General features: G+C 74.8%; 19 protein-coding genes. 4 read left to right on the top strand and 15 right to left on the bottom strand.

Annotated elements, in window-relative coordinates; all coding sequences use genetic code 11:
- Positions 1-101: 101 nt before the first annotated feature.
- A complete protein-coding gene (locus ABD419_RS00095; RefSeq protein ID WP_344480152.1) occupies positions 102-2621 on the top strand; it encodes a glycosyl hydrolase in 2520 nt (839 codons plus the stop codon).
- A gap of 50 nt (positions 2622-2671) precedes the next feature.
- Entirely contained in the window at positions 2672-3598 is a 927-nt protein-coding gene (locus tag ABD419_RS00090; RefSeq protein WP_344480149.1) for an EamA family transporter, read from the top strand.
- A gap of 36 nt (positions 3599-3634) precedes the next feature.
- Here the strand turns inward: ABD419_RS00090 and ABD419_RS00085 are convergent, their stop codons facing one another.
- The 6 genes from ABD419_RS00085 to ABD419_RS00060 all read right to left on the bottom strand — a co-directional run bounded on the left by ABD419_RS00085 (position 3635) and on the right by ABD419_RS00060 (position 9729).
- The gene (locus ABD419_RS00085) at positions 3635-5746 is read right to left on the bottom strand and encodes a heavy metal translocating P-type ATPase (RefSeq protein ID WP_344480146.1); all 2112 of its coding nucleotides are present in this window, start codon (positions 5744-5746) and stop codon (positions 3635-3637) included.
- 131 nt (positions 5747-5877) lie between these two features.
- Positions 5878-7071 carry a sulfotransferase family protein gene (locus tag ABD419_RS00080; RefSeq protein WP_344480143.1) on the bottom strand — a complete coding sequence of 398 codons (1194 nt, stop codon included), beginning with the start codon at positions 7069-7071 and terminating at the stop codon, positions 5878-5880.
- Positions 7072-7230: 159 nt separating this feature from the next.
- Positions 7231-8430, bottom strand: a complete 1200-nt coding sequence (gene rocD, locus ABD419_RS00075; RefSeq protein ID WP_344480140.1) for an ornithine--oxo-acid transaminase — start codon at positions 8428-8430, stop codon at positions 7231-7233.
- A 28-nt stretch (positions 8431-8458) separates the two neighbouring features.
- Positions 8459-8830, bottom strand: coding sequence for an acyl-CoA thioesterase (locus ABD419_RS00070; RefSeq protein ID WP_344480137.1), 372 nt, complete (start codon positions 8828-8830; stop codon positions 8459-8461).
- A gap of 217 nt (positions 8831-9047) precedes the next feature.
- On the bottom strand, positions 9048-9329 hold the full coding sequence (locus ABD419_RS00065) for a DUF1905 domain-containing protein (RefSeq protein WP_344480134.1): 282 nt from the start codon (positions 9327-9329) through the stop codon (positions 9048-9050).
- A 22-nt stretch (positions 9330-9351) separates the two neighbouring features.
- Positions 9352-9729, bottom strand: coding sequence for a DUF1761 family protein (locus ABD419_RS00060; protein ID WP_344480131.1), 378 nt, complete (start codon positions 9727-9729; stop codon positions 9352-9354).
- Positions 9730-9808: 79 nt separating this feature from the next.
- On the opposite strand from ABD419_RS00060, the gene ABD419_RS00055 reads away from it, so the two are divergent.
- Positions 9809-10444, top strand: coding sequence for a TetR/AcrR family transcriptional regulator (locus ABD419_RS00055; protein ID WP_344480128.1), 636 nt, complete (start codon positions 9809-9811; stop codon positions 10442-10444).
- A gap of 36 nt (positions 10445-10480) precedes the next feature.
- On the opposite strand, the gene ABD419_RS00050 is transcribed toward ABD419_RS00055, so the two are convergent.
- The 9 genes from ABD419_RS00050 to ABD419_RS00010 form a co-directional block, all read right to left on the bottom strand.
- The gene (locus ABD419_RS00050; protein ID WP_344480125.1) at positions 10481-11455 is read right to left on the bottom strand and encodes a Gfo/Idh/MocA family protein; all 975 of its coding nucleotides are present in this window, start codon (positions 11453-11455) and stop codon (positions 10481-10483) included.
- A complete protein-coding gene (locus ABD419_RS00045; RefSeq protein ID WP_344480122.1) occupies positions 11452-12288 on the bottom strand; it encodes a sugar phosphate isomerase/epimerase family protein in 837 nt (278 codons plus the stop codon). The genes ABD419_RS00050 and ABD419_RS00045 overlap by 4 nt, the downstream gene beginning before the upstream one ends.
- A gap of 204 nt (positions 12289-12492) precedes the next feature.
- Complete coding sequence (locus ABD419_RS00040) at positions 12493-15846, bottom strand: DUF4132 domain-containing protein (protein WP_344480120.1); 3354 nt, start codon at positions 15844-15846, stop codon at positions 12493-12495.
- Positions 15847-15934: 88 nt separating this feature from the next.
- Positions 15935-17887 (bottom strand): ATP-binding cassette domain-containing protein, encoded by a 1953-nt coding sequence (locus tag ABD419_RS00035; RefSeq protein ID WP_344480117.1) that lies wholly within the window; start codon positions 17885-17887, stop codon positions 15935-15937.
- A gap of 150 nt (positions 17888-18037) precedes the next feature.
- Entirely contained in the window at positions 18038-19285 is a 1248-nt protein-coding gene (locus ABD419_RS00030; protein WP_344480115.1) for an MFS transporter, read from the bottom strand.
- Positions 19278-21350 carry a branched-chain amino acid transaminase gene (locus ABD419_RS00025; protein ID WP_344480112.1) on the bottom strand — a complete coding sequence of 691 codons (2073 nt, stop codon included), beginning with the start codon at positions 21348-21350 and terminating at the stop codon, positions 19278-19280. Before ABD419_RS00025 ends, ABD419_RS00030 begins: the two co-directional genes overlap by 8 nt.
- Entirely contained in the window at positions 21347-22594 is a 1248-nt protein-coding gene (locus ABD419_RS00020; protein ID WP_344480109.1) for an ATP-grasp domain-containing protein, read from the bottom strand. Before ABD419_RS00020 ends, ABD419_RS00025 begins: the two co-directional genes overlap by 4 nt.
- Positions 22588-23850 carry a DUF6421 family protein gene (locus ABD419_RS00015; protein WP_344480106.1) on the bottom strand — a complete coding sequence of 421 codons (1263 nt, stop codon included), beginning with the start codon at positions 23848-23850 and terminating at the stop codon, positions 22588-22590. The genes ABD419_RS00020 and ABD419_RS00015 overlap by 7 nt, the downstream gene beginning before the upstream one ends.
- A gap of 9 nt (positions 23851-23859) precedes the next feature.
- Positions 23860-24390, bottom strand: a complete 531-nt coding sequence (locus ABD419_RS00010; RefSeq protein ID WP_344480102.1) for a bacilysin biosynthesis protein BacA — start codon at positions 24388-24390, stop codon at positions 23860-23862.
- 473 nt (positions 24391-24863) lie between these two features.
- Between ABD419_RS00010 and ABD419_RS00005 the strand changes: the two genes are divergently transcribed.
- Positions 24864-25850, top strand: coding sequence for an aldo/keto reductase (locus tag ABD419_RS00005; protein WP_344480099.1), 987 nt, complete (start codon positions 24864-24866; stop codon positions 25848-25850).
- Positions 25851-25873: the final 23 nt, after the last annotated feature.

The following is a 25873-nucleotide window of genomic DNA, read 5'->3' as shown; positions in this document are numbered from 1 at the left end:
TCCTCCCACCCGACCCCGGCAACCGTTCTCCAACGGAGCGCCTAGAGTCGGTACCGGGCCCGCCGCGGCAGGCGGCGCGGCCCGGACCGAGAGGAGTCCCCGTGCGCACCAGCCGGATCGAGCCCGAACTCGCGGCGGCGTTCCGCGAACCCCCGGCCGAGGCCCGGGCCATGGTGCGCTGGTGGTGGTTCGGGACCTCGATCACCGAGGCCGACATCGACGACCAGCTGGAGTCCATGGCGCGCGCGGGCATCGGCGGCGTCGAGGCCGCGTTCGTGTACCCGCTCGCCCCCGCGCAGCCGCACGCCTTCGGCTCCCCGCCGTTCCTCGCCCTCGTCGGCCACGCCGCCCGCCGGGCCCGCTCACTGGGCCTGCGCTTCGACCTCACCCTCGGCAGCGGCTGGTCCTACGGCGGCGCGCACGTGCCCGCGCCGCTCGCCGCGCAGCGCCTCCGCTGGGAGGAGCGCCCGATCGGCCCGCACGCCGCCCGCCTGCACCTCCCGGGCCGGTGGCCCGGCGACCGGCCCGTCGCCGCGTTCCTCGCCGACGGCGCGCCGGGGGAGCACGACGGCGCGTTCGCGCCCCTCGAACTCGACGGCGACGATGCGGCGGTCCCGCCCGGCCGCGGCCCGCGCACGCTCCTCCTCGCGACCGCGGGCCCCACCGGCCAGCAGGTCAAGCGCTCCTCGACCGGCGCCGAAGGACCCGTCCTCGACCACTACTCGCACGCCGCCACCGCCCACCACCTCGCCGCCGTCGCCGAGCCGCTGCTGGAGGCCGCCGGGGCCGAGCACGTCACCGCCGTCTTCTGCGACAGCCTCGAGGTCTACCACGCCGACTGGACCCCCGACCTCGCCGCGGAGTTCCGCGCCCGCCGCGGATACGACCCCCTCCCGCACCTGCACCACCTGCACGCGCATCGGCCCGAGGGCGCGCGGTTCCGCGCCGACTTCCACCGGACCCTCGCCGACCTCCTCGAAGACCGGTTCCTCGCCCCGATCCACGCCTGGGCCCGCGAGCGCGGCGTGCGCTTCCGCGTCCAGAACTACGGCGCCCCGCCCGCCCGCGTCAGCGGCTACCGGCACGCCGACATGATCGAAGGCGAAGGCTGGGGCCGGCACAGCGTGCCCCGGACCAAATGGGCCGCCTCCGCCGCCCACCACCTCGACACACCCGTCGTCTCCTCCGAGACCTGGACCTGGATCAACTCGCCGTCGTTCCGCGCCCGCCCCATCGACTTCAAAGGCGAGGCCCACGAGCACCTCCTCGCCGGCGTCAACCACTTCATCGGCCACGGCTGGCCCGCCTCGCCCCGCGGCGCGGCCGACCCCGGGTGGGCGTTCTACGCCTCCGGCGCGATCACCGACCGCAACGCCTGGTGGCCCGCCGCCCCCGCGCTCTTCCGCTACCTCCAGCGCCTGTCCTGGGCCATGCGCCAGGGCGAGCACGTCGCCGACCTCGCCCTCTGGCTCCCCTACGAGGACGCCTACGCCTCCTTCGGCCCCGGCGAGGAACTCGACCTCTACCGCCGCAGCACCGCCCTCCTCGGCGACGTCCCCGCGGCCCTGCGCCGCGCCGGCCACGACTTCGACGTGATCGACGCCCGCACCCCGGCCGCCTCGATCCTGCGCCGCCACAAGGCACTTGTGATCGCCGGCGCCACCCGCCTCTCCGAAGAGGACGAATCCCGCATCCGCGCGCTCGCCGCCGCGGGCCTCCCCGTCATCGCCGTCGACGCCGACCTCCTCCCCGAGGCCCGCCGCACCACCGCCCCGGACCTGACCGGCGCACTGCGCGACCTCGTCACCCCCGACGCCGAGACCGGCCACCCCGACGTCGGCGTCGTCCACCGCCGCCTCGACGACGCCGAGCTCTACCTCCTCGCGAACACCGGACCCGAACCCCGCACCGCGACGCTCACCCCCCGAACCCCCTACGCCTCGTGGGAGACCTGGGACGCGCACGACGGCGCCGCCACCCCCGGCCACGGCCCGATCCGCCTCGCGCTCGCCCCCTACGAGGCCCGCATCGTCGCCACCTCGCCCCGCCCCGGACCCCCGGCCCCGCCGCCGCCCGGCCCCGCCGACCCGATCCGCCTCGCGGACTGGCACTTCACCGGCCCCGACGGCAGCACCGCACCCGTGACGCTCCCGCACGTGTGGGAAGCGCACGGCCTCACCGGCACCACTGGGACCTACACGGCCGCAGTCGAACTGCACGCGCCGCTCCCGACCCGCCTCGTCCTCGGCACCGCCGGCCTCCCGGTCCCCGCACGCACTGCCCGCCAACCGCAGTCGTTCCAGGCCCACGCCGCCGAACCCCTCGCCGCCGTCGCCGTCGCCGTCGTCAACGGGACCGAAGCCGGCGTCCTCTGGGACCTCCCGTGCGAACTCGACCTCGGCGACCGCCTCCGCGAAGGCGAGAACCGCATCGAACTCCGCGTCCACGGCACCTCCGTGCCCGCCATGCGCTCCGACGCCTGGCAGCGCGTCTACACCGACGCCACCGCCGCCCACGGACGCCGCTTCGCCATGCAGGAGATGGACCTCGTCCGCGAACCCACCCGCACCGGCCTCTTCACCGCCCCCGAACTCCACCGGCCCCGCCCGACCGCCCCCTGAGCGGTACCGTTGGTGCCCAACGCACACCGGGCCCCCGAAGGACCGCCGCCATGGACGTCACCCCCGCGACCGCCCCCGAGCAGGCGCCGCCCCGGCTGCTGTTCGTCGGGGCCGCGCTCGGCACCGTGTACCTCGTCTGGGGTTCGACGTACCTCGGGATCGGGGTGATGGTCGAGGACATGCCGCCGCTGTCGGCGGCGGGCGGGCGGTTCCTCGTCGCGGGGGTGCTGCTCGGGGCGGTCCTGGCCCTGCGCGGCGGGTGGCGGCGGCTGCGGATCGGGCGGGCCGAGCTGTGGTCGTGCGCGCTCCTGGCGGCGCTGCTGCCGGTGCTGGGGCAGGGCATGGTCACCGTGGCCGAGAGCGGCGGCGCCCCTTCGGGTCTGACGGCGCTGCTCGTCGCGGCGGTGCCGCTGTGGGTGCTGCTCTACCGGGCGCTGGCGAAGGAGCGCCCGGCGCGGTCGGCCGTTGCGGGGGCGGTCGTCGGCTTCGCGGGGCTCGCCGCGCTGCTGGCCTCGAACGGCCTGACCGGCGACTTCCCTTTCTGGACGGTCGCGCTGGTGTCGTTCTCGTCCGTGTCGTGGGCGTTCGGGTCCTGGATCCAGTCGCGGCTGCGGCTGCCGCGCGATCCGTTCGCGACCGCGGTGTACGAGATGGCCATCGGCGGGGCGGTCCTCCTCGCGGCCGGGCTGTGCGCGGGGGAGCGGATCGAGCCGGCGGCGTACTCGGCCGCCTCCTGGGCCGCGTGGGCCTACCTGGTGGTGTTCGGCTCGGTCGTCGCGTTCTCGGCGTACGTGTGGCTGCTCCACTCCGCGCCGGTCTCGCTGGTGGCGACGTACGCCTACGTGAACCCGGTGGTCGCGGTCCTCCTCGGCTGGCTGGTGCTCCGGGAGGCGGTGACGGCGCCCATCGTCGCGGGCGGCGCGGTCGTGCTGCTCGCCGTCGCGATCGTGCTCAGGGCCGAGCGCCCCCGCCGCTGAGCCGCGGACCGTCGCGGTCCGCGGCGCAGCGTCCGTCTAGGGCGTCAGCCTGACCCGGCGCAGGAGCTGGGCGTTGAGGGCGACCACGATCGTGGACGCCGACATCAGCACCGCGCCGACGGCGGGGCTCAGCGTGATCCCGACGCCCGCCAGGACGCCGGCCGCGAGGGGGATCGCGACGACGTTGTAGCCCGCCGCCCAGCCGAGGTTCTCGATCATCTTGCGGTAGCTCGCCTTCGAGAGGCGCCGCACGCCGCCGACGCCGCGCGGGTCCGAGGAGGCCAGGACCACCCCGGCCGACTCGATCGCGACGTCGGTGCCTGCGCCGATCGCGATGCCGACGTCGGCCCGCGCCAGCGCGGGGGCGTCGTTGACCCCGTCGCCGACCATCGCCACGCGCAGGCCGCGCGCCTGGAGGTCGGCCACGGCCCGGTCCTTGTCGGCGGGCAGGACCTCGGCGAAGACCTCGTCGCGCGCGGTGAAGCCGAGGTCGGCGGCGACGGCCTCGGCCACGGCCCGGGCGTCGCCGGTGATCATCGCGATCGTATGCACGCCTTGGGACCGCAAGTCGGCGACGGCCTGCCGCGCCTCGGGCCGGACCTCGTCCTCCAGCGCGAGCGCGCCGAGCACGGCGGCCGCGCCGTCGAGGCCGACGAGGTACAGCACGGTCGCACCCCGGTCCGACCAGGCCGCGATGTCCCCCTCCAGCGCTTCGGGCACCGGGACCCCGAGTTCGCGGAGCAGCGCGGGGCCGCCGACCGCGTACCGGCTCCCCTCCACAGTGGCCTCCACGCCTCTGCCGGTGCGCGAGCGGAAGTCGGAGGCGGCCGCGCCGCCGCCGGGCCCGCGGTGGGCCACGATGGCGCGGGCGAGCGGGTGTTCGGAGTCGGACTCGACCGCGGCGGCCAGGCGCAGGACCTCGTCGGCGTCTCGCTCTCCGGCCCCGGCGACGCCGGCGACGGTGTGCTCGCCCTTGGTCAGGGTGCCGGTCTTGTCGAACAAAACGGCGTCCACCGTGCGCATCCGCTCGATCGCGAGCCGGTCCTTGACGAGGATGCCGGACTTGGCCGAGACCGCCGTGGTGATGGCGACGACCAGCGGGATCGCCAGTCCGAGCGCGTGCGGGCAGGCGATGACCAGGACCGTGACGGTGCGGACCACGGCCGCTTCGAGGTCGCCGAGGAGCGACCACACCGCGAAGGTGGCGACGCCGGCGCCCATGGCGACGTAGAACAGCAGCGCGGCGAACCGGTCGGCGAGCACCTGGCCCCGGCCGCGGGACTCCTGGGCCTGCGAGACGAGGCGCTGGATGCCCGCGAGGGCGGTGTCGTCGCCGACCGCGGTGACGCGCACCCGGATCGCGGAGTCGGTGGCGACGGTGCCGGCCACGACCCGGTCGCCGGACGCGCGCGCCACGGGCCGCGACTCGCCGGTGATCATGGACTCGTCCATCTCGGCCTCGCCCGCGACGACCTCGCCGTCGGCGGGCACGCGGGCGCCGGATCGGACCAGGACGACGTCGCCGACGCCGAGCCCGCTCGCGGGGACGGTCTCGGTGCCGCCGTCCTCGCGCACCCGCTCGGCCTCGTCGGGCAGGAGCGCCGCGAGCGCGGCCAGCGCGCCCCGGGCCTGGCCGATGGCCTTCATCTCCTGCCAGTGGCCGAGCAGCATGATCGTGACGAGTGCGCCCAGCTCCCACCAGAACTCGAGGTCGAACAGCCCGAGGCTGGTGGCGAGGGAGGCGAGGTACGCGACCGAGATCGCGGTGGCGATGAGGAGCATCATCCCGGGGGCGCGGTCGCGGATCTCGCGCACGCCGCCGACGAGGAACGGCCACCCGCCGTAGGCGAACACGGCGGTGCCGAGGACCGGCCCGACGAGTCCGATCCCGGGGAAGTCCAGGGTGTACCCGAACCAGTCCATGACCATGGGGCTGGTGGCGACGAGCGGCACCGTCAGGGCCAGGCTGAGCCAGAACTTGCGGCGGAACGCCTCGGGGTCGTGCCCGGCGTGCTTGTCGTGGCCTTGCGCGTCATGCGGGCCTTGCGCGTCATGCGCCCCATGTCCGCCGTGATCCCCGTGCCCGCCATGGCCTTCGCCGTGACCGTGCTGCCCCGTGCCGTCGGCGTGGGCGTGCTGACCGCTCACCGGAGCCTCCTCTCGTCGTCCGTCGCCCGACCTTATACCCCTAGGGGGTATATTGCAAACCGACGCGCCCCGCGAACGCCGGCGGGGCGGCGGCGACCGGCGCCGCCCCGCCGGGACGGACAGGACAGGCCCTAGCGGCTGAGCCCGGCGACGAGGTTCTGGTAGTCGCCGAACGCCGCGTGGACCTGGTCGGGGTCGAGGCCGTAGCGCGAGAGCGTGTACTCGTGGCGGCGGTCGCGGATGGGCCGCTCCATGACCTTCTCCAGCCGGCCCTCGTCCAGGTCGGTCCAGGTGGCGCCGAGCTTCTGGTACAGACCGGGCAGGTGGCTCGCCGGGTCCGAGGCGACGGCGTGGTACGGCAGGTTCACGACCGTTCCGGCGGGCAGCTGCGGCTGGGCCCGGCGGCCGCGCTCGGTGGCCGAGGACAGGACGTCGAGCCACAGCGCCCCGACGTCGTGGGGGTCGACCCGGCGCTGGTGCAGCATGCTCGTGGTCTCCACGAGGCTGCACACCGAGCCCATGACCGTGACGGGGTCGCGGTGCGTCCACACGACCTTCGCGCCGGGGAACGTGCGCACGAGCAGGTCGAGGTGGTTCAGGTGCTCGGGCGTCTTGAGCACCCAGCGGGCGCGCGGACGGCCGTGCTGGAGCACCTGGAGCGCCTGCTTGAGGAACTCGTAGTCGGCCGTGAAGTCGTGCTGCTGCAACCACTTCCAGTACTTCGGCATCGTCGCGCGCGTCTGCTGGTGCACGCCGTGCGGGAGGATGTAGACGCACTCCTCGGGCTTCTCGGGGTGCAGCGGGTGGATCAGCTCGTAGATGGGGGAGAACTTCAGGAGGCCGTTCGTCTGCTGGCTCACGCTGCGCACGCGCTGCGCCCGGGTCGCCTCGTCCACCTCGACGTCGGTGTAGTGCAGCTCCCACAGCAGCGGGCCCCGGTGGCCCTGGGAGCCCGCGATGATGTTGTGCGTCAGCGTGGTCGCCGTCCGCGGCAGGCCGGTCACGAAGATCGGGGCGGTGACGCGCTCGCGGGCGATCTCGGGGCGCTCGGCGATGGTCTTGAGGATGCGGAAGCGGTTCTCCAGGCGTCCGCGGGCCTCGCCGTTGACCGACACCCAGCCGAGCGGCGAGAGGTCGGACTCGACGAAGCAGTCGAACAGGAACCGGTAGTCGGCGATGTACGCCTCGCTGCCCGCGAGGTCGCCGCCGGTGTTGTCGAGCGCTTGGTTGACGAGCTTGTCCCAGGCGCGGTCGGGGTCGCGCCGCCCGCCGGCCACGGCGAGCACGCCGTTGAAGACCTTGGCGGTGGTGGAGAGTCGTTTCATGGACGTCCTCGGGTGATGGGGAAGGGGCCGGCCGTGTGATCGTTCGGCCCCAACGTACTCGCGCTCCCGGCCATTGGGGACCGGAGGGGCGGCGCGGCCCGGGACGTGGAACCCGGGCCCTCATGCGGTGGGGTGCATGCGGGCCCGGGGGTTCCCATGCTACCCGCCCGCGAGGGCCCGCTTCAGGATCGCGACGCCGCGGTCGATCTCCTCGGGCTCGACGACCAGCGGCGGGGCGATGCGCACGGTGCGGTGGTGGGTCTCCTTGCACAGCAGGCCCAGCGCCGCCGCGCGCTCGCACACCTCGCGGGCGGTCGGCCCGCCCTCGGCGAGGTCGACGCCGGCCCACAGGCCGCAGACGCGGACGCCGTCCACGCCCTCCAGCCCGGCGAGCGCGGCTTCGAGGTGCTTGCCCAGCTCCAGGGCGCGGGCCTGCCACTCGCCGGTGGCGAGCATGGCGACGACCTCGGTCGCGACCGCGGCCGCGAGCGGGTTGCCGCCGAACGTCGAGCCGTGGGTGCCGGGCGTGAACACGTCCATGACCTCCCGGTCGGCGACGACCGCCGAGACCGGGACGATGCCGCCGCCGAGGGCCTTGCCGAGCAGGTACACGTCGGGCACCACCTGCTCGCGGTCGCAGGCGAACGTGTGGCCGGTGCGGGCGAGCCCGGACTGGATCTCGTCGGCGATCATGAGCACCCGGTGCTCGTCGCAGGCCTCGCGGACCGCGCGCAGGTACCCCTCGGGCGGGACGACCACGCCTGCCTCGCCCTGGACGGGTTCGATGAGGACGGCCACGGTGTCCGGACCGATCGCGGCGCGCAGGGCCTCGACGTCGCCGTAAGGGACCGAGTCGAACCCGCCGCCGTAGGGCCCGAAGCCCTCATGGGAGTCCGGGTCGGAGGAGAACCCGACGATCGTGGTGGTGCGGCCGTGGAAGTTCCCGTCGAACACCACGATCCGGGCCTTCCCCGCGGCGACCCCCTTGCGGGTGTACCCCCACTTGCGGGCGGCCTTGATCGCGGTCTCGACCGCTTCGGCGCCGGTGTTCATCGGCAGCACCGCGTCCTTGCCGCACAGCTCCGCCAGGCCGGACAGGAACGGCCCGAGCGTGTCCGTGCGGAAGGCTCGGGAGGCGAGGGTGAGCCGGTCGAGCTGGGCCTTCGCCGCCTCGACCAGCCGCGGGTGTCGGTGTCCGAAGTTGACCGCCGAGTAGGCCGCGAGCCAGTCGAGGTAGCGGTTGCCCTCGGTGTCGGTCACCCACGCGCCCTCGCCCTCGGCCAGGACCACCGGCAGCGGGTGGTAGTTGTGCGCGCCGTAGCGGTCTTCGAGTGCGGTCAGGTCGCTCGATCGGTTCATGGACGTCCCTTCGGTAGGCGGCTGGTCGTCAGTCTGCTTGCGGCGCTTCCGCTTCCCACTTCGGCGGGGCGGCCGCGACCATGTGGAAGAGGCCCCGCACCGCCTCGCGGCGCTCGCCGGTCGGGAGGGTCTCGGCGACCACGACGACCGAGACGGTCATCGAGCGGCGCCCGCGGCGCTCCACGACCGCGGTGGCCTCGACCAGGTCGCCGGGCTTGATGGGCTGCGAGAACGTGATCTCGTCGGCCCCGGCGCACACCACGTCGGCACGGGCCTCCCGGCTCGCGGCCACGAACGCGGCCCGGTCCATCAGCGCCATCGCGGCCCCGCCGAACAGCGTCCCCCGGTGGTTGAGCTGCTCGGGGAACACCACATCGGCGATCGTCGGACCTGTGCTCATCCGGACTTCCTTCCCGTCACGTGGCCCTCAGTATGCGCAGCCGTGATTCCCGTTGGAAGCGTTGCGAATGTGGTTTCTTGTGGAATCTTTCCGACCGCACTGTAAACGTTGTGAACGCCGCGGGTGGAGCGACGCGGCCGTCAGCGGCGCGGAGGAGTCGGCCGACAGGTCCGGCGGCGCCCACGGCGCGCCCGCCTCCTGGAACGAGACGGCGGTGTCAGTTCAGGCGCCGGGTGAGGCGGACCTCGACCTCGTCGCCGTCGCCCTTGCCGAGCCGCTTGCGGATCGCGGCCGCGACCGGGAGCTTGTGGGTCCCGTCGCCCAGGGCCATGAACGCGCCCCGGAACGGCACGCCGTCGACGGTCCCCTCCACCTTGACCAGGCCCCGGGTGCCGAACACCTCGGCCGACCCGGGCAGCTGGACGCAGGTCCAGGTGTCCCCGGCCCGGACCTTGCCGAGCACGGCGCTGAACGTGATGTCGAGCGGTCCTGCGGTCATGACGCCTCCTCCGATCCGCAGCTTAGGCGAGCGCGCCGACGAGCGCGCCGATCACGGCCAGTTTCACGACCCAGTCGAGCGCGTGGACCGCCGCGAGCGCGACCGGGACGCCCTCGTGCACCACCGCGCCCGAGAGGATCGCCGCCGGGAGCGCGCCGAGCGCCAGGCCGAGCAGGGCCCCGGCCCCGAAGCCGTCCCACCCGGCCGCGTGCATGAGCCCTGCGACCAGGCACGCCGCGACGAGGCTGCGGGCGAGGACCGCCCCCATCTGGACGGCGACCGGCACGCCCGGCCGCGGCGTGCTGTGCCGTCCCACGTAGGCGGCGACCGGCGGCGCGGCGTACAGGGCCGCGCTCCAGGCGAACGAGGCGATCACGGCGACCGCGATGGCGAGGATCATGGTGGACTCCTTCAGTACTTGCTAGTACTGAAATACGCTAGCCCTCGTTTTCAGTCCCGTCAAGTACTAAAATGAGGGCATGACCGACACCGCCCGCCGACGCGGCCGCCCGCCAGGGAGGACCGGCGACGACCTCATCGCCGCCGCCCGCGAAGTCTTCCTCGAATCCGGATACGCCGGCACCACCATGGACGCCGTCGCCGCCCGGGCCCGCATCTCCAAGGCCTCGCTCTACCGCGAGCACCCCTCCAAGGACGCGCTGTTCGCCGCCGTCGTCCGCGCCTGGGCCGACGCCGGACGCGACGCCATGCGGCCCCACCTCGACCGGCTCACCGCCGGCGCGGACACCCGCGCCGACCTCACCGCCCTCGCCGAGGTCATGCGCGCAGGCATCCTCTCCCCGGCCGTGCTCGGCATGCGGCGCCTCGTCACCGGCGAGGCCCGCCGCCTCCCGCACGTCGCCGCGGGCTACCTCGAGCACAGCTGGGAGCGCAACATCCGCGCGCTGGCGGCGGCGCTCGAGACCCTCGGCGACCAGGGCCGGCTCGACGTCCCCGACCCCCTCGCCGCCGCCGACCAGCTCACCTGGCTCGTCATCGGGTCACCGCTCAACCGGCTGCTGCTGACCGGCGCCGACGACGCCGAGACGCCGCCCGCACCGGTCGCGAGCGCCGTGGACCTCTTCCTCGCCGGATACGGTCCCGGCCGGAGCTGAGCGCGGAGCGCCGCGGCTCCGGCCGGGACCGTCGGCTCACCGGTCCAGGCGGACCGGCCCCTCGCCGCGCAGCGCGGCGAAGAGGTCCCGGTACTGCTCGACCAGCGCGTCCGGTTGGGGCGCATCGGGATCGAGCGCCTCGGCCGCCTGGTTCGGGCGCTCGCCCTGGATCCCCATGAACACCTCGGGGCGGTCGGTCCCGGGCGGGGTGCGGTGGAGGTACACGAGGCGGTCGTCCTCGATGACCGCCGATCCCTTGTCGCCGTGGATCTGGAGGCGGGAGGACAGCCCCGGGTAGACCGCGGTGGAGGCGTGCACGGTGCCGATCGCGCCGGAGGCGAAGCGCACGGCGCCGACGGCGACGTCCTCGGTCTCCATGCGCTCGTGGGCGAGCGTGGCGGTGTACCCGGTGACCTCGACCGGCTCGCCCATCGCGGCCACGAGCAGGTCGACGGTGTGGACGCCCTGGTTCATGAGCGCGCCGCCGCCGTCGAACTCCCACGTCCCGCGCCACGCGCCGGAGTCGTAGTAGGTCTGGCCGCGCCACCAGTCGATGTTCGCGGTCCCGGAGGTGAGCCGGCCCAGCTCGCCGTCGCGGATCGCCCGGACGACGGCCTCGGTGGCGGGGTCGAAGCGGTGCTGCGAGACGACGGCGACGATCCGTCCGGTCCGGCGCTGCGCCTCGATGATGCGGTCGATCTTCGCGACCGTGGTGTCGGCGGGCTTCTCGATGACGACGTGCGCGCCCGCGTCGAGGGCCCGGATCGCGGCCTCGCCGTGCAGGCCGGTCGGGGTGCACACGACCGCGACGTCGGCACCGGTGGCCTCGATCGCGGCCGCGACGTCGCCGAAGGGCTCGGCGCCGTAGCGCTCCGCCGCGGCCTTCGCCCGCGCGGGGTCGAGGTCCACGACGGCCACCAGCTCGGCCTCACCCTGGAACGCGGCGAGGGCCTCGGCGTGGCGGGCGGAGATGACCCCGGCGCCGACGAGTGCGAAGCGGTGGGCGCTCACACCAGCACCGCCCCGGCCTCGGCGGCCAGCGCCGCGAACGCGCGGGCGGCGCGCCCGAACGACTCGGGCCCTTCGCGGTTGGGCTCCGAGGGCGAGGCGGCGAGGTGGGGTTCGAGGGAGGCGAACCCGGTGAAGCCGTCCTTGACCAGCGCGGCCAGGGTCTCGCGGAGCTGCCCGTCGCCCTCGCCGGCGGGGACGACCGCGCCGGTGTCGAGGTAGGCGTCCTTGACCTGGAGGTACTCGATGTACGGGCGCAGGATCGCGTACCCCTCGTCGAAGGGGCGCACGCCGACCTGCACGAAGTTCGCGCTGTCCCAGGCGACGCGGAGCGCGGGGGAGTCCACGGTGGACACGAGGTCGAGCACGCGGGCCGGCGTGTCGCCGTAGATGTCCTTCTCGTTCTCGTGCAGCAGGACCAGGCCCTCGGCGGCGGCGGTCTCGGCGAGGCGGCCCATGCGCTCGAGGACGGCGTCGCGCACCGCCTCGGGGGTCTGGTCGGCCTCGCGGTAGTAGGAGAAGATCCGCACGTAGCGGGTGCCGAGGGCGTCGGCGACGCGCACGAGCCGCCGCAGCCGCTCCACCTCGTACTCGACCGGTTGCGACACCTGGCTCTTGCCGATGGGGGAGGCGACCGCGGAGGCGGTGGCCGAGCGCGCGTCGAGCGCCCGCTTGACGCGGCCGAGTACCTCGTCGTCCATGTCGACGACGTTCACCCCCCACGCGCTGCGGACCTCGACGTGCCGTGCGTCGTACGCCGCCAGGACGGCGGCCTGGACGGACGGGTCGGGGTCGATCTCGTCGCCGAATCCTGAGAGGGTCCACTGCGCCTGCACTGGCGCTCACCTGCTTCCTCGCCGTTGCGGAACCGAGCCTGCGCCTCCCGTGCGCCCTGCGGAGGGCGCGGCCCCGCCGCCGCGCGGCGGTGCGCGCGGTCGCGGACGAGGGATTGGGAAGCGTTTGCCGGTCACTCTACGCACCCTGTCCCGATTCCGCAACGCCTCCCGCCGATCGATTCCGACCGGCGGGAGGCGGGCCGCTCACGGCCGGGCCGCGCCCCCGGTGGCCTTGGCGAGGGCGTGCAGGACCTCGGAGGCGGTGACGGGGTCGACGGCGTCCAGGCGGCCGCCCTCGGGCGCGGCGTCGTAGTCCGCTGTCGGTGCGAAGTGGACGCTGCGGACGGTCTGGTCCGGCTGGTCGGTGTCCACTCGGCCCAGGTACCCGTCGACGCCGGGGTCGAGGACGAGCATGACGAACCCGCCTGCGGGCAGCGGGAAGTGGAGGCCGGGCGAGAGCCAGAGCGCGTTCGTCTCGGCCGCGCGCCGCCAGCCCGCGTGCGCGAGCGGGTAGATCCGCGCCACCGGGAAGGTCGTGCCGGTGAACCGGTCCAGGCGGCCGGTCGCCGCCTCCTCGGCGGTGAACGCGTAGACCGGCCGGTCCAGCTGCCGGAACGGCTGCAGCACTTCGTAGTCGGCGAACAGCTCAGACCAGTCCGCCAGGCGCTCGCCGAGCGACGCGGGGTGCGCGAGCCTGATCGCCGCCTCCGCGGGCGGCGCGTACACGTCGTCCGCCGCGTCGGTGAACGTGCCGTCCTCGGCGATTCGGAAGTGCGCCTTGCCGTGCGCCGTCTCGGCCTCCCACACGAGCCTGCGGGCGAGGTGGCGCATGAGCGGGTGGCCGGTGAAGAAGTCCCCGAACTGCGCGGTGGTCCACGACCGCTGCACGGCCATGGCCCGTTCGAGCCGCGCGACCTGCTCCTTCGCCGTCGCGCGCAGCTCGCGTTTGAGCTCGCCGAAGCGCCGGTACGCGGGGTCGGCGAGCGCGTCGTCGTCGGTCGCGCCGGGTTTCGGCAGGGTCTTGAGCGGCCGGCCGTCCTCGTCGGTCACGAAGGGCTGCAACCGCTCGTCGAAGCCGATCGCGAACCGCCGCGGCCCGTAGTCGAGGACGAGGCCGGTCGCGTCGTCGAGCCCGAAGCGCGGCACGAGGCGGTCGGCGAGCTGGTCGGCGGAGAGGCCGAGCCGCGCGGCGACCGCCTCGACCTGGCGGCCCGCCTCCTGCTTGAGCGCCTTGAAGCGCACCTTGCGGGCGATCGCGTGCAGGGCCCGCAGCGAGGTCTCGGAGCCGATCGCGCCGAGCACCCGCAGCCCCTCGACCGCGCGCTTGTGCTGGCCCTCGCCCGGCCAGCGGCGCACCAGCTCGGCGAGGTGCGCGACGGTGCCGTCGTCGGCGAAGTGCGCGAGCTGCGTGAAGGCCCAGGCGTCCTTCGACGGCGACCCGGCCGCCGCCCACAGGTCGAACAGGGCCCGGGAGAACGCGGCGAGCGAGTCGGGGTCGCAGGCCTCGGCCACCACGCCGACGCCGGGGTACGGCCGTTCGGGGGTGTCGAGCGCGAGGACCGTGAGGAGGTGCCCGACCGACGCGGCGGGCAGCGCCGACCGCCGTCCCTCGAGGAGCAGCTGCGGGAGCATCTCGGGCGCCGCCCACGCGCCGGGCTTCGGGATCTTCGCGTCGAGCGGGTCCAGCGGGTCGGCGTCGATGAGCGCGCCGATCGCCGCCGCGGCCTCCTCGCCGTACGCCTTCGCGGCGGCCGCGACGGGCTCGGCCCCCCACTCGGTAATGCAGTGCCGCAGGCCGACCGTGGCCGCGCGGCGCAGGTCCGCGTCGCTCCCGAGGGCGTCGGGGACGAGCAGGTGCGGCGCGGCGGCCGCGTGCCGTGCGAACCAGCGCGTGGCGGCGGGCGCCGAGGCGCGGGAGCGGGCGAGCCAGTCGGCGGCGATCCGTGCGGCGTCGAGGCTCTCGACCGGGATCAGCACCTCGGCGAGTGCGTTGCGGCCCTTCACGAGCCGTACGACCCGGTCGGCGGCCCGCGCGCCGAAGCGGCCGAGGATCCGCTGGAGCGTCACGTCGTAGGGGTGGCTCGAGTCGCCGTCCCACCGGTCGAGCAGCGGTTCGGCGTCCTCCATGCGCGCCCAGCCGAGGAACGTGTCCATGCCCTCGCACGTCCCGTGCTCCTCCAGCCGGGCGAGCCTGGACCGCACCTCCCGCTCGCTGTACGTCGTGTACGGGTTGTCCTCGCGCAGCGCCGCCCACTCCCGTGCTTCATCGGGACCACCCCAGACGAGGCGCGTCGCCGATTCCGGCGCCAGGCCCTCGAAGACGGGGCGGTCCTCCCTGCGGCGCTTGCGCTTCCACGGCGGGTCTGCCAGCAGCGGGGGCAGCGACCCCGGCTCGGCCTCCGGCACCCGGCCGTCGGTGTCGAACAGCGCCGCCACCGCCGCCCGCACCGGCTCCTCGGCGTCCGCGAGCGCCGCCTCCAGCGCGGGTGACGCCCGGACGAGCCCTTCGAGGTCGCTGCGCGCCTCCGGATCCGCCGCGCGGGCCGCGACCGCGCGGAGCGTGCGCCGCGGGAACCGCTCGGCGGTCTCCCTGGCGGCGGTGATCGCCCCGGGCAGGTGCAGGTGGGCGACCAGGAGCGCGGTCGCCTCGTCGTCGGGCAGCAGTCCGATCGCGGTCAGGAGGGCGGCGCGCCGCGGCTTGGACAGCCCGGCGAACGAGTACTCCAGGACGCGGGCGAGCGCGGGCAGCGCGAGCGTCCCGACGCCGTCGAGGAGGACCGCGAGCGACCGCTCGTCCACGTGCTTGCCGTCGACGCCGCGGTGGAGCGTGAGCTCCCAGTCGCGCGGGTCGGCCGCGATCGCCCAGAACATCCAGTCGTCGGCGCGGCGCTCCTCGAAGTACCCGGTCACCAGCGGGACCGCCTCGGCCACCCACGCCGCCTCGGCCGGCATGAGCAGCGCGGACCCGATGCGCCGCTGCGGGTCGGTCCGGTGGGCGGCCATCACCGCCACGGCCTCCCGGTAGTCCTGTTCGGACGCCGCCGCCAGCAGCGCCCGGATCCGCACGACCGCCGCCTGGGCCTTGCGCCAGCCTTCCGGCTCCTCCCATTCGAGGTAGGTGCTCAGGCCCGACTCGCCGATCGCGGCGTCGCCGGTCGAGTACGTCCAGTTGTAGACCGTCGCCGACTCCATGACCGCGACCGCGGCGAAGCCGAGCCCGTGCTCGGCGACCCACGCGTCGAGGTGGCGCAGCCGGGCCGCGGGGTCGATCGCCTTCCTTCCGCTGACCTCGACGAGGTGCAGGAGGGCCGCCGCGCCGACCGGGTCCGGAGCGGTGTCGAGGTGCCGGGCCAGCTCCGCCGCGGAGCGCGCGTCGTGCTTCTCGGTCAGCCACCGGTCGAGCAGCGGCCGCAGCCCGGCGATCCGGTCGGCGAGCGCCCCGGGTGCCCCGGGGTCGACCGGGGCCGGGGCCGCGGCGGGCCGCCCTCGCCGCGCGGGCACGTGCCGCCGCCAGCCGGCGGGGAGGATGAGAACGTCTTCGTCAGGAAGCTGCGTCATGCCGCGAAGCATAGGGACACCGCCCGACACCCCGTCGCCCGCCGGTTCGAACGCACCGATCGTCAAGGCGCGGTTACGGAACCGCGGCTCACTCGGTCGCGTACGAGCGGGCCTGGAGGCTCCACAGCTCCCGGTACGCGCCGTCGGAGTCCACAAGCGACCTGTGCGGTCCGAGCTCGATGAGCGCGCCGTCCTGGAGGACCGCGATCTGGTCGGCGTGGACGACCCCTTGGAGCCGGTGCGAGATCAACACCGTCGCGGCCCGGCCCGAGCGGGCGCGGAGGGTGTCGAACAGGGCCGCCTCGGCGCGGGCGTCGAGGGCGGCCGAGGGCTCGTCGGCGACCAGGAGGCCCAGCTCGTCGCGGTACAGGCCGCGGGCCGAGGACAGCCGCTGCCACTGGCCCCCGGAGAGGTCGGTGCCGCCGCGGAACTCGGTGTCGAGGAGCTGCTGCCAGCCGTGGTCGAACCCCTCGATCATGTCGAGCGCCCCGGCGTCGCGCGCCGCCGCGGCGAGGCGCTCGCGGTCGGCCGGGACCTGCGAGCGCCCCAGGCGCACCGACAGCTCGGCCGTGAACGGCCACCGCTGCACCTGCTGCGCGATGACGGCCACGTGGGGCCGCCATCGGCCGGGGTCGATGCGGGCGATGTCGACGCCGTCCCACAGGATCCGGCCGCCGGTGGGCGTGTACAGGCCGGACAGGAGCTTCGCCAGCGTGGTCTTGCCGGACCCGTTCTCGCCGACGAGCGCGGTGGTCTCGCCCCGGCGGATCACCAGCGAGACGCCGTTGACCGCGTCGGTCTCCTTGCCCGGGTAGCGGAACGACACGTCGACGAGCTCGATCACCTCCGGCACCGGCAGCGGCCCGGCGTCCCCGCCGGCCGGCGCGGGAGCCGCGAGGTGCGGCTGGACGGCGATGCGCTCGGCCGCGAGCGTGTCGAACTCGTGCCGGTCGGCGGCGTACAGGCCGTCCTCGTACACGGTGTTGACCGCGACGAGGAGGTTCGACATGGCCGCCGAGCCCTGCCCGAGCGCCACGACCGCCGCCGCGGCGACCGCGAGCGGCACCGTCCCGGTGGCGAGCATCCACAGCAGGATCGCGTACACGCCCGCGACCGCGACGCCCGAGAGGGCCTGTCCCGTTGCGCGCGTGACCGTCTGCGACCGGATCACCTCGAGGTCGGCCTGCGTCTCGGCGTCGACCATGGCCCGGTGTTGGCCACGGAGCCACGGGCCCGCCTCGTGGTAGCGCAGATCGTCGGCGGTCCAGCGGTTGTCCATGAGGTACTCGACCATCCACAGGCGGCGGCGGCGCGAGACCCGCGACCGGCTCGACACGTACATCAGACGGGCCGACCGGACGGCGGCCCAGCCGGTCGGCAGGGCCGCCGCGAACAGCAGCGGGATGAGGACCGGTTCGATGACCGCGAGCGCGACGGCGACCGCGGCGACCGTGACGGCGGCGGTGAAGAGGTCCACGACGTCGCCGACGAGGTCGACCACCGCCCGCGACCCGCGGTCTTTGGCGGCCTTGAGGCGGTCGGCGAACGTGTCGTCGTCGAACGCCGACCGCGGCACGCCGGTGATGAGCCGGAAGAACTCGCGCTCGGTCCGGTTGAGCACCAGCGGGTTCAGGCGCTGCTGCGCGTACCCGGCCCCGATGCCGAGCGTCGCCCGGGCCGCGGTCGCGGCCGCCAGCAGCGCCAGCGACGGGGCCGCGGCCGCGACCCGGTCCCAGGTCGGCGCCGCCGCGAACAGCGTCCCGGTCACGTCCGAGACCGCCAGCAGCGCGGTCGTCGTCGCCACGCCCGCGAACGCGCTCAGGCCGACCGCGGTCGCGGTCCACGTGCGGGACGCGGTCCACGCGGTCGTGAACGCCTGCCGCAGCAGCCGCGGGAGGCGCCGCGCCATCCGCCAGAACGAGGCCGTCTCGGCGTCCTCCGCATGCCGGTACCAGGCGACGTCCTCCAGCTCGGGCAGGTCCGCCGCCTCGGGCTTCGAACGCCGCCGCGGTCTCGGGACCAGTCTCCACCTACGTCGCATTCGGCCTCCCGGGGTTCGCGCACGCACGGCAGGCATCATCCCAAGCGCCACCGACGGAACGGGGACCCGAACGGGACTCGCGACCTGTCGGGATCGCGACACCCGCCCGCGCTGCCCGTGCCGGGCCCGAAGCCCGGCGAGCCGCCGTCCTCACGCCGCGGCCGTCACCGCCGGTGCGGCGCTGCGGGCCGCGATCGCGCGGGTGGCGAGGGTCGAGGCCAGGAGCAGCGCGCCGAGCGCGGGCCACGCCCAGTACGGGTGGGCGAGGACCGTGACCGCGAGGAGCGCCGGCCCAGCGGCGTGGGCGAGGGAGTCGCCGAGCGCGAACGCCGCCTGGTACTCGCCCTGCGCGTCGTCGGGGGCCAGCTCGAAGCTGAGGCAGAAGTCCGACGCGGCGTGGAGCATCTCCGCGACCGAGTGCACGACCGTCCACACCAGCAGGACCGCGACGGCGGCGAGGGCCGGGACGGCCGCCGACGCCATGACGACCAGGCACCCGGCCGCGAGCAGGACCCCCGCGGTGCGGGCAGCGTCCCCGGCCTCCGGCACGGTGCGCACGCGGGCGCCGACGCGCACCTGGAGGCCGATCACGATGAGCGTGTTGACGATGAGCACCACCGAGGCCGTCCACAGCGGCGCCTCGGTCCACTGCGCGACCCACAGCGGGATCGCGAACGCCAGCACGTGGTACTGGAGCGAGGTGACCCCGGTGGTGGCCGTGACCAGCAGGTACACGCGGTCGCGCAGGACCCGGCGCGGCGAGCGCCGCACGGGCTCCGACGCGGTGCGCGGCACGGGCACCGACGCGGCCAGGACCGCCGCCGTCGCCAGCAGCACCGCCGTGGCGGCGATCATGATCCGGTACGCGGCGGCGGTGTCGACGAACAGCACGACCCCTGCCGCCAGCGAGCCCAGGCTGATGCCGGTGTTCCCCGCGGCCCGCAGGTACGAGCGGATGAGGACGCGGTCGGTGCCGCCGTCCAGGCCCAGCCCGTGCACCACGAGCCCGGTGATCCCCCCGAGCGCCTTGTCCGCCACCAGGTACACGGCCATCACCGCGAGGTACGCCCCGAACCCGTCGACGAACGCGAACGCGAGCATCGCCGCCGCCGCGAGCCCCAGGACGGCCGTGTAGGACGGCTTGCCGCCGAGGCGGTCCGCCGCGCGGCCGGCCGGGATCATGAGCGCCATCGCCAGCAGCGACCCGGCCGCGATCCCCAGGCCCACCTGCGCCGCGCCGAGGTCGACGATGCGGGTGAAGTAGAGCGCGCCCGCGACCATGAACAGGCCCGCCCCCGCCGACTTGCACAGCGTCGCGACCGCGAAGCGCCGCACCGGGCCCCGCGGCGGCACGAGCTCGCCGAGCCAGCGCCGCGCTCCCGCGGCGAGGTCAGCCACCGTCGGTCTCGATCACGACGGCCTCCAGCGCCTCCCGGGCGATCCGGTCGGCGGTCTCGGCGTCCTCGGCCGCGGCGACGACGTGCCCGACGCGGTCGAGCGAGGACCGCACCTCGCGCACCCGCGAGCCGAGCGCCACGTCCACGCGGACCTCCTGCACCCCCGGCAGGTACCGCGCGGTCTCGACGCCGCTGACGCGGCGCACCACGCCGGGCGGGGCGTCGAGGTAGCGGATGACCGCGGTGCGGGCGGGCGGCGGCGCGTCGGCGGTGAACGGGAGGCCGCACCGGGCTCGCACGGCGGCGTCGAGGAGGTCGTACCCGGTGCTGATCCGCACCAGGTCGGTGATGTGGTCGCCGCCGTGCCTGGTGTGGGTCTCCACGATCCGCGGGCCGTCGGCCGTGAGGATCACCTCGGTGTGGGTGAGCCCGTGCTCGACGCCCACGAGCGCCAGGAACTCGTCGGTGTACGCCGCGATCGCGGCCCGATCGGCCTCGTCGATCGCTGCCGGGAACCGGTGCCCCATCTCCACGGGGCCGTTCGGGTGCAGGAACTTCTCGGTCACCCCGACGACGGTGTGCTTGCCGTGCGCCGCGATCCCCTCGACGGAGAACTCGCGGCCCTCCAGGAACCGCTCGGCCAGCAGCGGGAACGGCGGCAGCTCGGGCCGGTCGCCGGGGGAGTGGCGCCGCCGCAGCCGGACGACGCCGATGCTCCCGCCCCCGTCGACCGGCTTGACGATCACCGCGTCGCCGTGCGCGGCCTGGAACGCGTCGACGCCGTCCCAGTCGCAGACGATCGCGTGGACGACGGCGAACCGGGGCTCGTCGTCCAGGAGCCGGCGCATGAGCGTCTTGTCCACCGTGGTCATCACGGTCGCGATGTCGTTGTCCTCCAGGCCGAGCCGGGCGTTGACCTCCGCCACCGGGAGCATCCCGGGCTCGGTGTACGACAGCACCCGCAGGCCGCCCGGGTCGTCCGCGAACGCCCGCAGGATCGCGCAGGTGCGGTCGAGGTCGGCGTAGTCGCCGAGCACGACGTGGTCGGCGGCCGCCACGACCTCCGGCGCGATCAGCTCGGGCCGCTCGAACACCACGGTCCGGCAGCCGAGCGCGCGCACCCGCTCGACCAGGTTCAGCTTGCCGCCGAGCAGGGCCACCGTCGGCGGGCCCGCCTCCGGGACCGCGGCCGGCGCGCCCGCGCCCTCGCGCACGAGCGCGGCGTACCGGTCCATGAGCGCCAGGGTCCACTCGCCGACCGGGAACACCGCGCCGTCGACCGACCGGACCGGCTGCACCTCGTACGCGGTGCCCGTGAGGAACACCTCGTCGGCGTCCGCGACCTCCTCGGGCGCGATGCGCCGCTCCACGACCGCGATGCCGGCCTCGCCCGCGAGCCCGATGACCGCGGCCCGGGTGATCCCGGCGAGCATCGCGCCCGGCTCGGGCGTGTGGAGCTCGTCCCCGAAGCGCAGGAACACGTTCGCGCCGGTCGCGTCGGCGAGGTCGCCGCGGTGGTCGAGCAGCAGCGCGTCGTCGCACCCGCGCGCCTCGGCCTCGGCCCGCGCGAGCGTGCCCGCGCTGTACAGCGCCGCGCACTTGGCCGTGACCGGGAACGCCGCCGGATGCGGCCGCCGCCGGGACGACACCGCCAGGTCCAGTCCGCGCCGCTTCGCGTCGCCGTCGAACACCGCGGGCCACTCCCAGGGCGCGATCGCCACGTGGACGCGGTTGCCCTCGCCCGAGACGCTCAGCTGCTCGCCCCCGCGCCACACCACCGGCCGCACGTACCCGTCGCCGATGCCGTTGGCGGCCAGCACCTCCGCGGTCGCCGCGTCGATCTCCGCGTCGGTGAACGGCAGGTCCATGCCCATCGCCGCCGCCGAGGCCCGCAGCCGCTCGGTGTGCGCGCGGAGCCGGAACACCCGCCCGCCGTACGCGCGCTCGCCCTCGAACACCGCGCCGCCGTAGTGGAGCCCGTGGCTCAGGACGTGGAGCCGCGCGTCGCGCCACGGCACGAGCCGCCCGTCCAGCCAGATCCGGCCGTCGCGGTCCTCGAAGCTCACGCGCCCTCCTCCGTGTACGAGATCCGCACCATCGCCGGCAGCTGCTCGTGGAACGCGACCGCCGCCTTCGCGTCCGCGTGCCGCGACAGCACGAACGCCGGGTAGCCGGAGAAGTCCGGGTACGGTCGCACCGTGTCGCCGGGCCCGAGCATCTGCACCACGTGGTCCACGTCCGGGTGCGCCGCGACCTCGTCGAGCCCGTCGACGGCCGCGATCACGCCCTGCCCGCCGCACGGCACGATGTAGTTCGCCGCCGCCCCGCGCGCCACGATCGGCCGCAGGTGGCTGTGCGGGACCGCCCCCACCGCCACCCGCAGCGCGTCCGCCACGAGGTCCACCCCCGCGACCTCCTTCGCCAGATACGACGACACGCCCGATCCCCCGATGCGCGCCCCCGTCTCCAGCACATGGGGGACGCCGTCCACCAGCCGCAGCTCGGTGTGGCTGGGCCCGTCCTCGACGCCGATCGCCGCGAGCGCGGCCGACACCTCCCGCTCGATCGCGGCAACCGCGGCCGCCGGCAGGTCGGCGGGCGCCTGGTAGACGCCCTCCTCGAAGTACGGCCCCTGCGGCTCGCCCTTGTACCCGATCGTGCAGATCCGGGTCTCGCCCCGGTGGCCCATGGCCTCCACGGCGTACTCGGGCCCGGTCAGGAACTCCTCCACCACGACCGCGTCGATGCCGCCCAGCTGGCGGCGCGTCAGGTCCCACGCGGCCACGACCGCCAGCTCCAGATGCGCCGGATCGTCCACCTTCGACACCGCGATGCTCGAGAACCCGTTGGCGGGCTTCACCACCACCGGGAACCGCAGGTCCAGCGCCTCGCTCCACCGCCGCGGCGAGGTGATCGTGCGGAACCGCGGCGAGTGCAGCCCCGCCGCCGTCCACACCATCCGCATGGCGCTCTTGTCGCGCACCGCCGCCGCGACCGACACCGGCAGCCCCGGCAGGCCCAGCTCCCGCGCCGCGAGGGCCGTGAACGGCACGGCCGCCTCGAAGAACGTCGCGATCCCCTGGAACGGCCGCCGCGCGTGCGCCGCGCGCAGCCCCGCGATCGCCGCCTCCGGATCGCCGGTGTCGAGTTCGAGCACGCCGACCACCGGCGCGGGCGGGTCCGAGAGGTCGTCGCCGGGCCGCGGCACCACGACCAGGTCGAACCCGGCCTCGGCCGCGCTGGCGAACACCCACGGCATGTTCAGCCGCGGCTGCACGAGGACGACCCGCGGCCGCCGCGCGCTCACCACGCCGCGATCCCGAACCGCAGCGGCGGGACCTGCGCCAGCGCCGGCTGCGCGCGCAGGAGCACCCGCTGGTCGTCGGTGAACCGGTACCGGTCCTTGCCCTCGCCCGGCGGCAGGTACCGCCGCACCAGCGCCTTCGCCCGCTCGCGATACTCGTCCTCAGTAGACACGCTGCGCTCCAGCGCCTCGATCGTCGCCTCGTACACGCGCAGCGCCGCGATCGCGGCCTCCCGGTCGAGCCGCAGCAGCCCGCCCGCGCCCGCGGTGATCGCCCCGGCCTCGCGGAACCACGAGTACAGGAACACCCCGGTGCCCGAGTCGAACAGCCGGGTCGCGTCCGGCTCCAGCGGGTACCGGAAGATCCGCTCGAGCAGGATCATGTCGATCACCGCGTCGGCCCGCGCGATGTCCCCGTCGGCGCAGGCGATCACCGTCTTGGCGTCCACTTTGATCTCTTCGAGCACGCCCACGAACCAGTTCATCTTCAGCGCGATGTGCTCGTCGAACGGCCACGGCCCCTGGTAGTGCGCCGAGTCGTGCAGGTAGCCCCACACCGACCGGGCCTGGTAGCAGTCGTAGGCGCTCATGCCCGTCGACGCGCGCGGGATCGTGACCTCCTCCAGGACCGCCTCGGCCCCCGGCAGCGCGTACGTCTCGTGGATGCGCCGGAACTTGCTGAACAGGAACATCGCGTACGGCTGGACCGGCGGCTTCTGCGGCGCGGCCACGTTCTCGGGGAAGAACACCAGGCAGTTGCCCTCGGCGATCCCCGCGCTGCCGGCCAGGAGCCGCACGCACTGGCTGTTGTTCTTGGGGTGCGGGTGGTCGCGCTGGAGCTCGGGGTAGCAGTCGGGCTCCTCGCGGCGGCCGTAGAAGCACTCCAGGCGCTGGCCGACCGGCGCGACGCCGTTGGTGTTGCGCAGCGGGGCCACGAAGAGGAAGTCCGCGCCGTCCTCGGGCGCGGCGAGGGCGTCCCGGCTGCGGGTGAAGTCCGGGACGGTGTCGATGCCCGCGCCGAGCCAGCCGCGCACGTCGGCGTCGAGCGCCTCGGCCTGGGCGTGGAAGCCGTGCTCGGTGTACCAGGCCACGGCCTGGTCGCGGATGCCGCCGAGGTCCTTCTCGTCCTCGGCGTGCGGGTCGGCGACCGTGCCGTCGGGCCTCTGGCGCAGGCGGAACCGGTCGACGTCGGCGACGAGTGAGGCGTGGAGCCGGTGCGCCCGCCGGAGCTGCTCGCTCGCGGCGTCGGGGGTGGTCGTCATGGGGTTCCTTCAGGAGGCGCTGAGCAGGTGGACGGTGAAGATCATCGGGACCGGGCCGAAGTCGGTGAGGACGTGGAGCCGGTGCCGCCGCGCGGCGACGATCGTGGTCACGCAGCCTTCGACCAGGCCGTTCGCGCAGTCGATGGCGGCCTGGGAGTTGCTGGTGACGAGGGTGCGGTCGCGGTCGGCGACGAGCTGCGCGGGCGCCGGGTGGGTGGCGACGGTGCGCGGCTGCGCCTCGGTGCGGGCGGCCAGCACCATGTTGTGGGTCGGCATGAGGAAGCTGTCGACCATCCGCAGCCGGTGGAGGTTGGAGAAGACCAGGGTGTGGAGGTCGGGGTACACGGCGCAGGCCACGATGGCGTGGGTGCCGTCGAGGACGGGCTCGTCGAGCGCCTCCTCGATGGCGGTGTGGAGGACGACGTCCACAGTGGGCCCGGTGCCCTCCGCGTACGCCAGGGCGGCGGCTTCGAGGTTGGTGCCCGCGGGGCCGAGGGTGTGCAGGCGGCGCAAGCGGCGGCGCCATTCGGGGGTGTTCACGCGTCGGGTCCTTCTTGGAGCGGCGGAGTGGCCGGCGTGCATGGCGCGGAGGGCCGTCCGCTCGCCGTTGAGCGTCGGCGGGGCCGGCCCGCTGACCGCGGGGCCGGGTCGGAGGTCCGCCGGCGAGGGGGTCGTGGCCGGGGTCGGGGCGCCGCGCTCGGGGTGGGGGAGCGGGGGCGCGCGGTGCGCCCTGGGGTACGGGACGGCAACCGAAGGTGATGCTACTGAAGCACTTCCACTTTCAATAGAGCTGTCCCAAATAGAGAGATAGGCGTGCCTCATGACCGTCGATAGTGCTTTTCACTGAATGCGCCGTGTGAGTTCCGAATCGGCTTTTGTGGCCCATGGGCCACCATGTGCGCTGTGCGCGTTCATGAGGCCACAGTGCACTGTCCAGGTGGGCCGCCGCCGCGCGCCCCGGACTGAACTGCGGGTTTGCGCTGGAGTGCACTCCAGGCCATAGCGTCGGACCCATGATGCGACGAACTCTCGGAAACAGCGGCATCGACGTCAGCGGGATCGGCATGGGCTGCTGGGCGATCGGCGGTCCCTTCCACAACGACAGCGGCCCCAGCGGCTGGGGCGAGGTCGACGACGCCGAGTCGACCGCCGCGATCCACCGCGCCCTCGACCTCGGCGTCGACTTCTTCGACACCGCCGACGTCTACGGCGCCGGGCACGGCGAGCGCGTCCTCGGCCGCGCCCTCGCGGGCCGCCGCGACCAGGTCGTCATCGCCACCAAGTGGGGCTGGACCTTCGACGAGGCCACCAAGTACGCCGCGGGCGGGAACGACACCGCCGCCTATGTGCGCCAGGCGGTCACCGCGTCCCTCGCCCGGCTCGGCACCGACTACGTCGACCTGTACCAGCTCCACATCGGCGACCTCGCGCCCGACCGCGCCGCCGACCTGCTCGGGACCCTGGAGGACCTCGTCGCGGAGGGCGTGATCCGCGCGTACGGCTGGAGCACCGACCTCCCCGACCGGGCCGAGGCCTGGGGCCGCGACGGCGCGCACTGCGCGGCGGTCCAGCACGACTTCTCGGTCGTCCACGGCGCGGACCGCGGCGTGCTGGAGGTGTGCGAGCGCTACGGCCTCGCCTCGATCAACCGCGGCCCGCTCGCCATGGGCCTCCTGACCGGCAAGTACACCGCCGAGACGCGGGTCGGCGCCGGAGACGTGCGCGGATCGGGCGTCGGCTGGATGACCCTGTTCGGCGAGGACGGCCGCCCCTCGCCCGACCACCTCGCCCGCGTCGAGTCGGTCCGCGAGATCCTCACCGGCGGCGGCCGCACCCTCGCCCAGGGCGCTCTCGGCTGGCTCTGGGCCGTCAGCGGCGCCACGATCCCGATCCCGGGCTGCCGCACGGTCGCCCAGGTCGAGGACAACGCCGGCGCCCTCGACAAGGGCCCGCTCACCGCCGCCCATGTCGCGGACGTCGACGCCGTCCTCGCCGCCTGAACCGTCCGCCGCGCGGGCCCGCG

It is taken from the genome of Glycomyces endophyticus, assembly GCF_039531525.1.
GTDB classification, from domain to species: Bacteria; Actinomycetota; Actinomycetes; order Mycobacteriales; family Micromonosporaceae; genus Glycomyces; species Glycomyces endophyticus.
Note: the sequence above shows the minus strand (reverse complement) of the source record. Positions and strands in the feature narration are given on the sequence as shown.

Bases quoted from the DNA above. Each gene is read 5' to 3' on its own strand.
- ABD419_RS00055 (WP_344480128.1), top strand. From the start codon at position 9,809: ATGACCGACACCGCCCGCCGACGCGGCCGCCCGCCAGGGAGGACCGGC.
- rocD (WP_344480140.1), bottom strand. From the start codon at position 8,430: ATGAACCGATCGAGCGACCTGACCGCACTCGAAGACCGCTACGGCGCG.
- ABD419_RS00005 (WP_344480099.1), top strand. From the start codon at position 24,864: ATGATGCGACGAACTCTCGGAAACAGCGGCATCGACGTCAGCGGGATC.
- ABD419_RS00060 (WP_344480131.1), bottom strand. From the start codon at position 9,729: ATGATCCTCGCCATCGCGGTCGCCGTGATCGCCTCGTTCGCCTGGAGC.
- ABD419_RS00035 (WP_344480117.1), bottom strand. From the start codon at position 17,887: ATGCGACGTAGGTGGAGACTGGTCCCGAGACCGCGGCGGCGTTCGAAG.
- ABD419_RS00015 (WP_344480106.1), bottom strand. From the start codon at position 23,850: ATGACGACCACCCCCGACGCCGCGAGCGAGCAGCTCCGGCGGGCGCAC.
- ABD419_RS00080 (WP_344480143.1), bottom strand. From the start codon at position 7,071: ATGAAACGACTCTCCACCACCGCCAAGGTCTTCAACGGCGTGCTCGCC.
- ABD419_RS00090 (WP_344480149.1), top strand. From the start codon at position 2,672: ATGGACGTCACCCCCGCGACCGCCCCCGAGCAGGCGCCGCCCCGGCTG.
- ABD419_RS00070 (WP_344480137.1), bottom strand. From the start codon at position 8,830: ATGAGCACAGGTCCGACGATCGCCGATGTGGTGTTCCCCGAGCAGCTC.
- ABD419_RS00040 (WP_344480120.1), bottom strand. From the start codon at position 15,846: ATGACGCAGCTTCCTGACGAAGACGTTCTCATCCTCCCCGCCGGCTGG.
- ABD419_RS00065 (WP_344480134.1), bottom strand. From the start codon at position 9,329: ATGACCGCAGGACCGCTCGACATCACGTTCAGCGCCGTGCTCGGCAAG.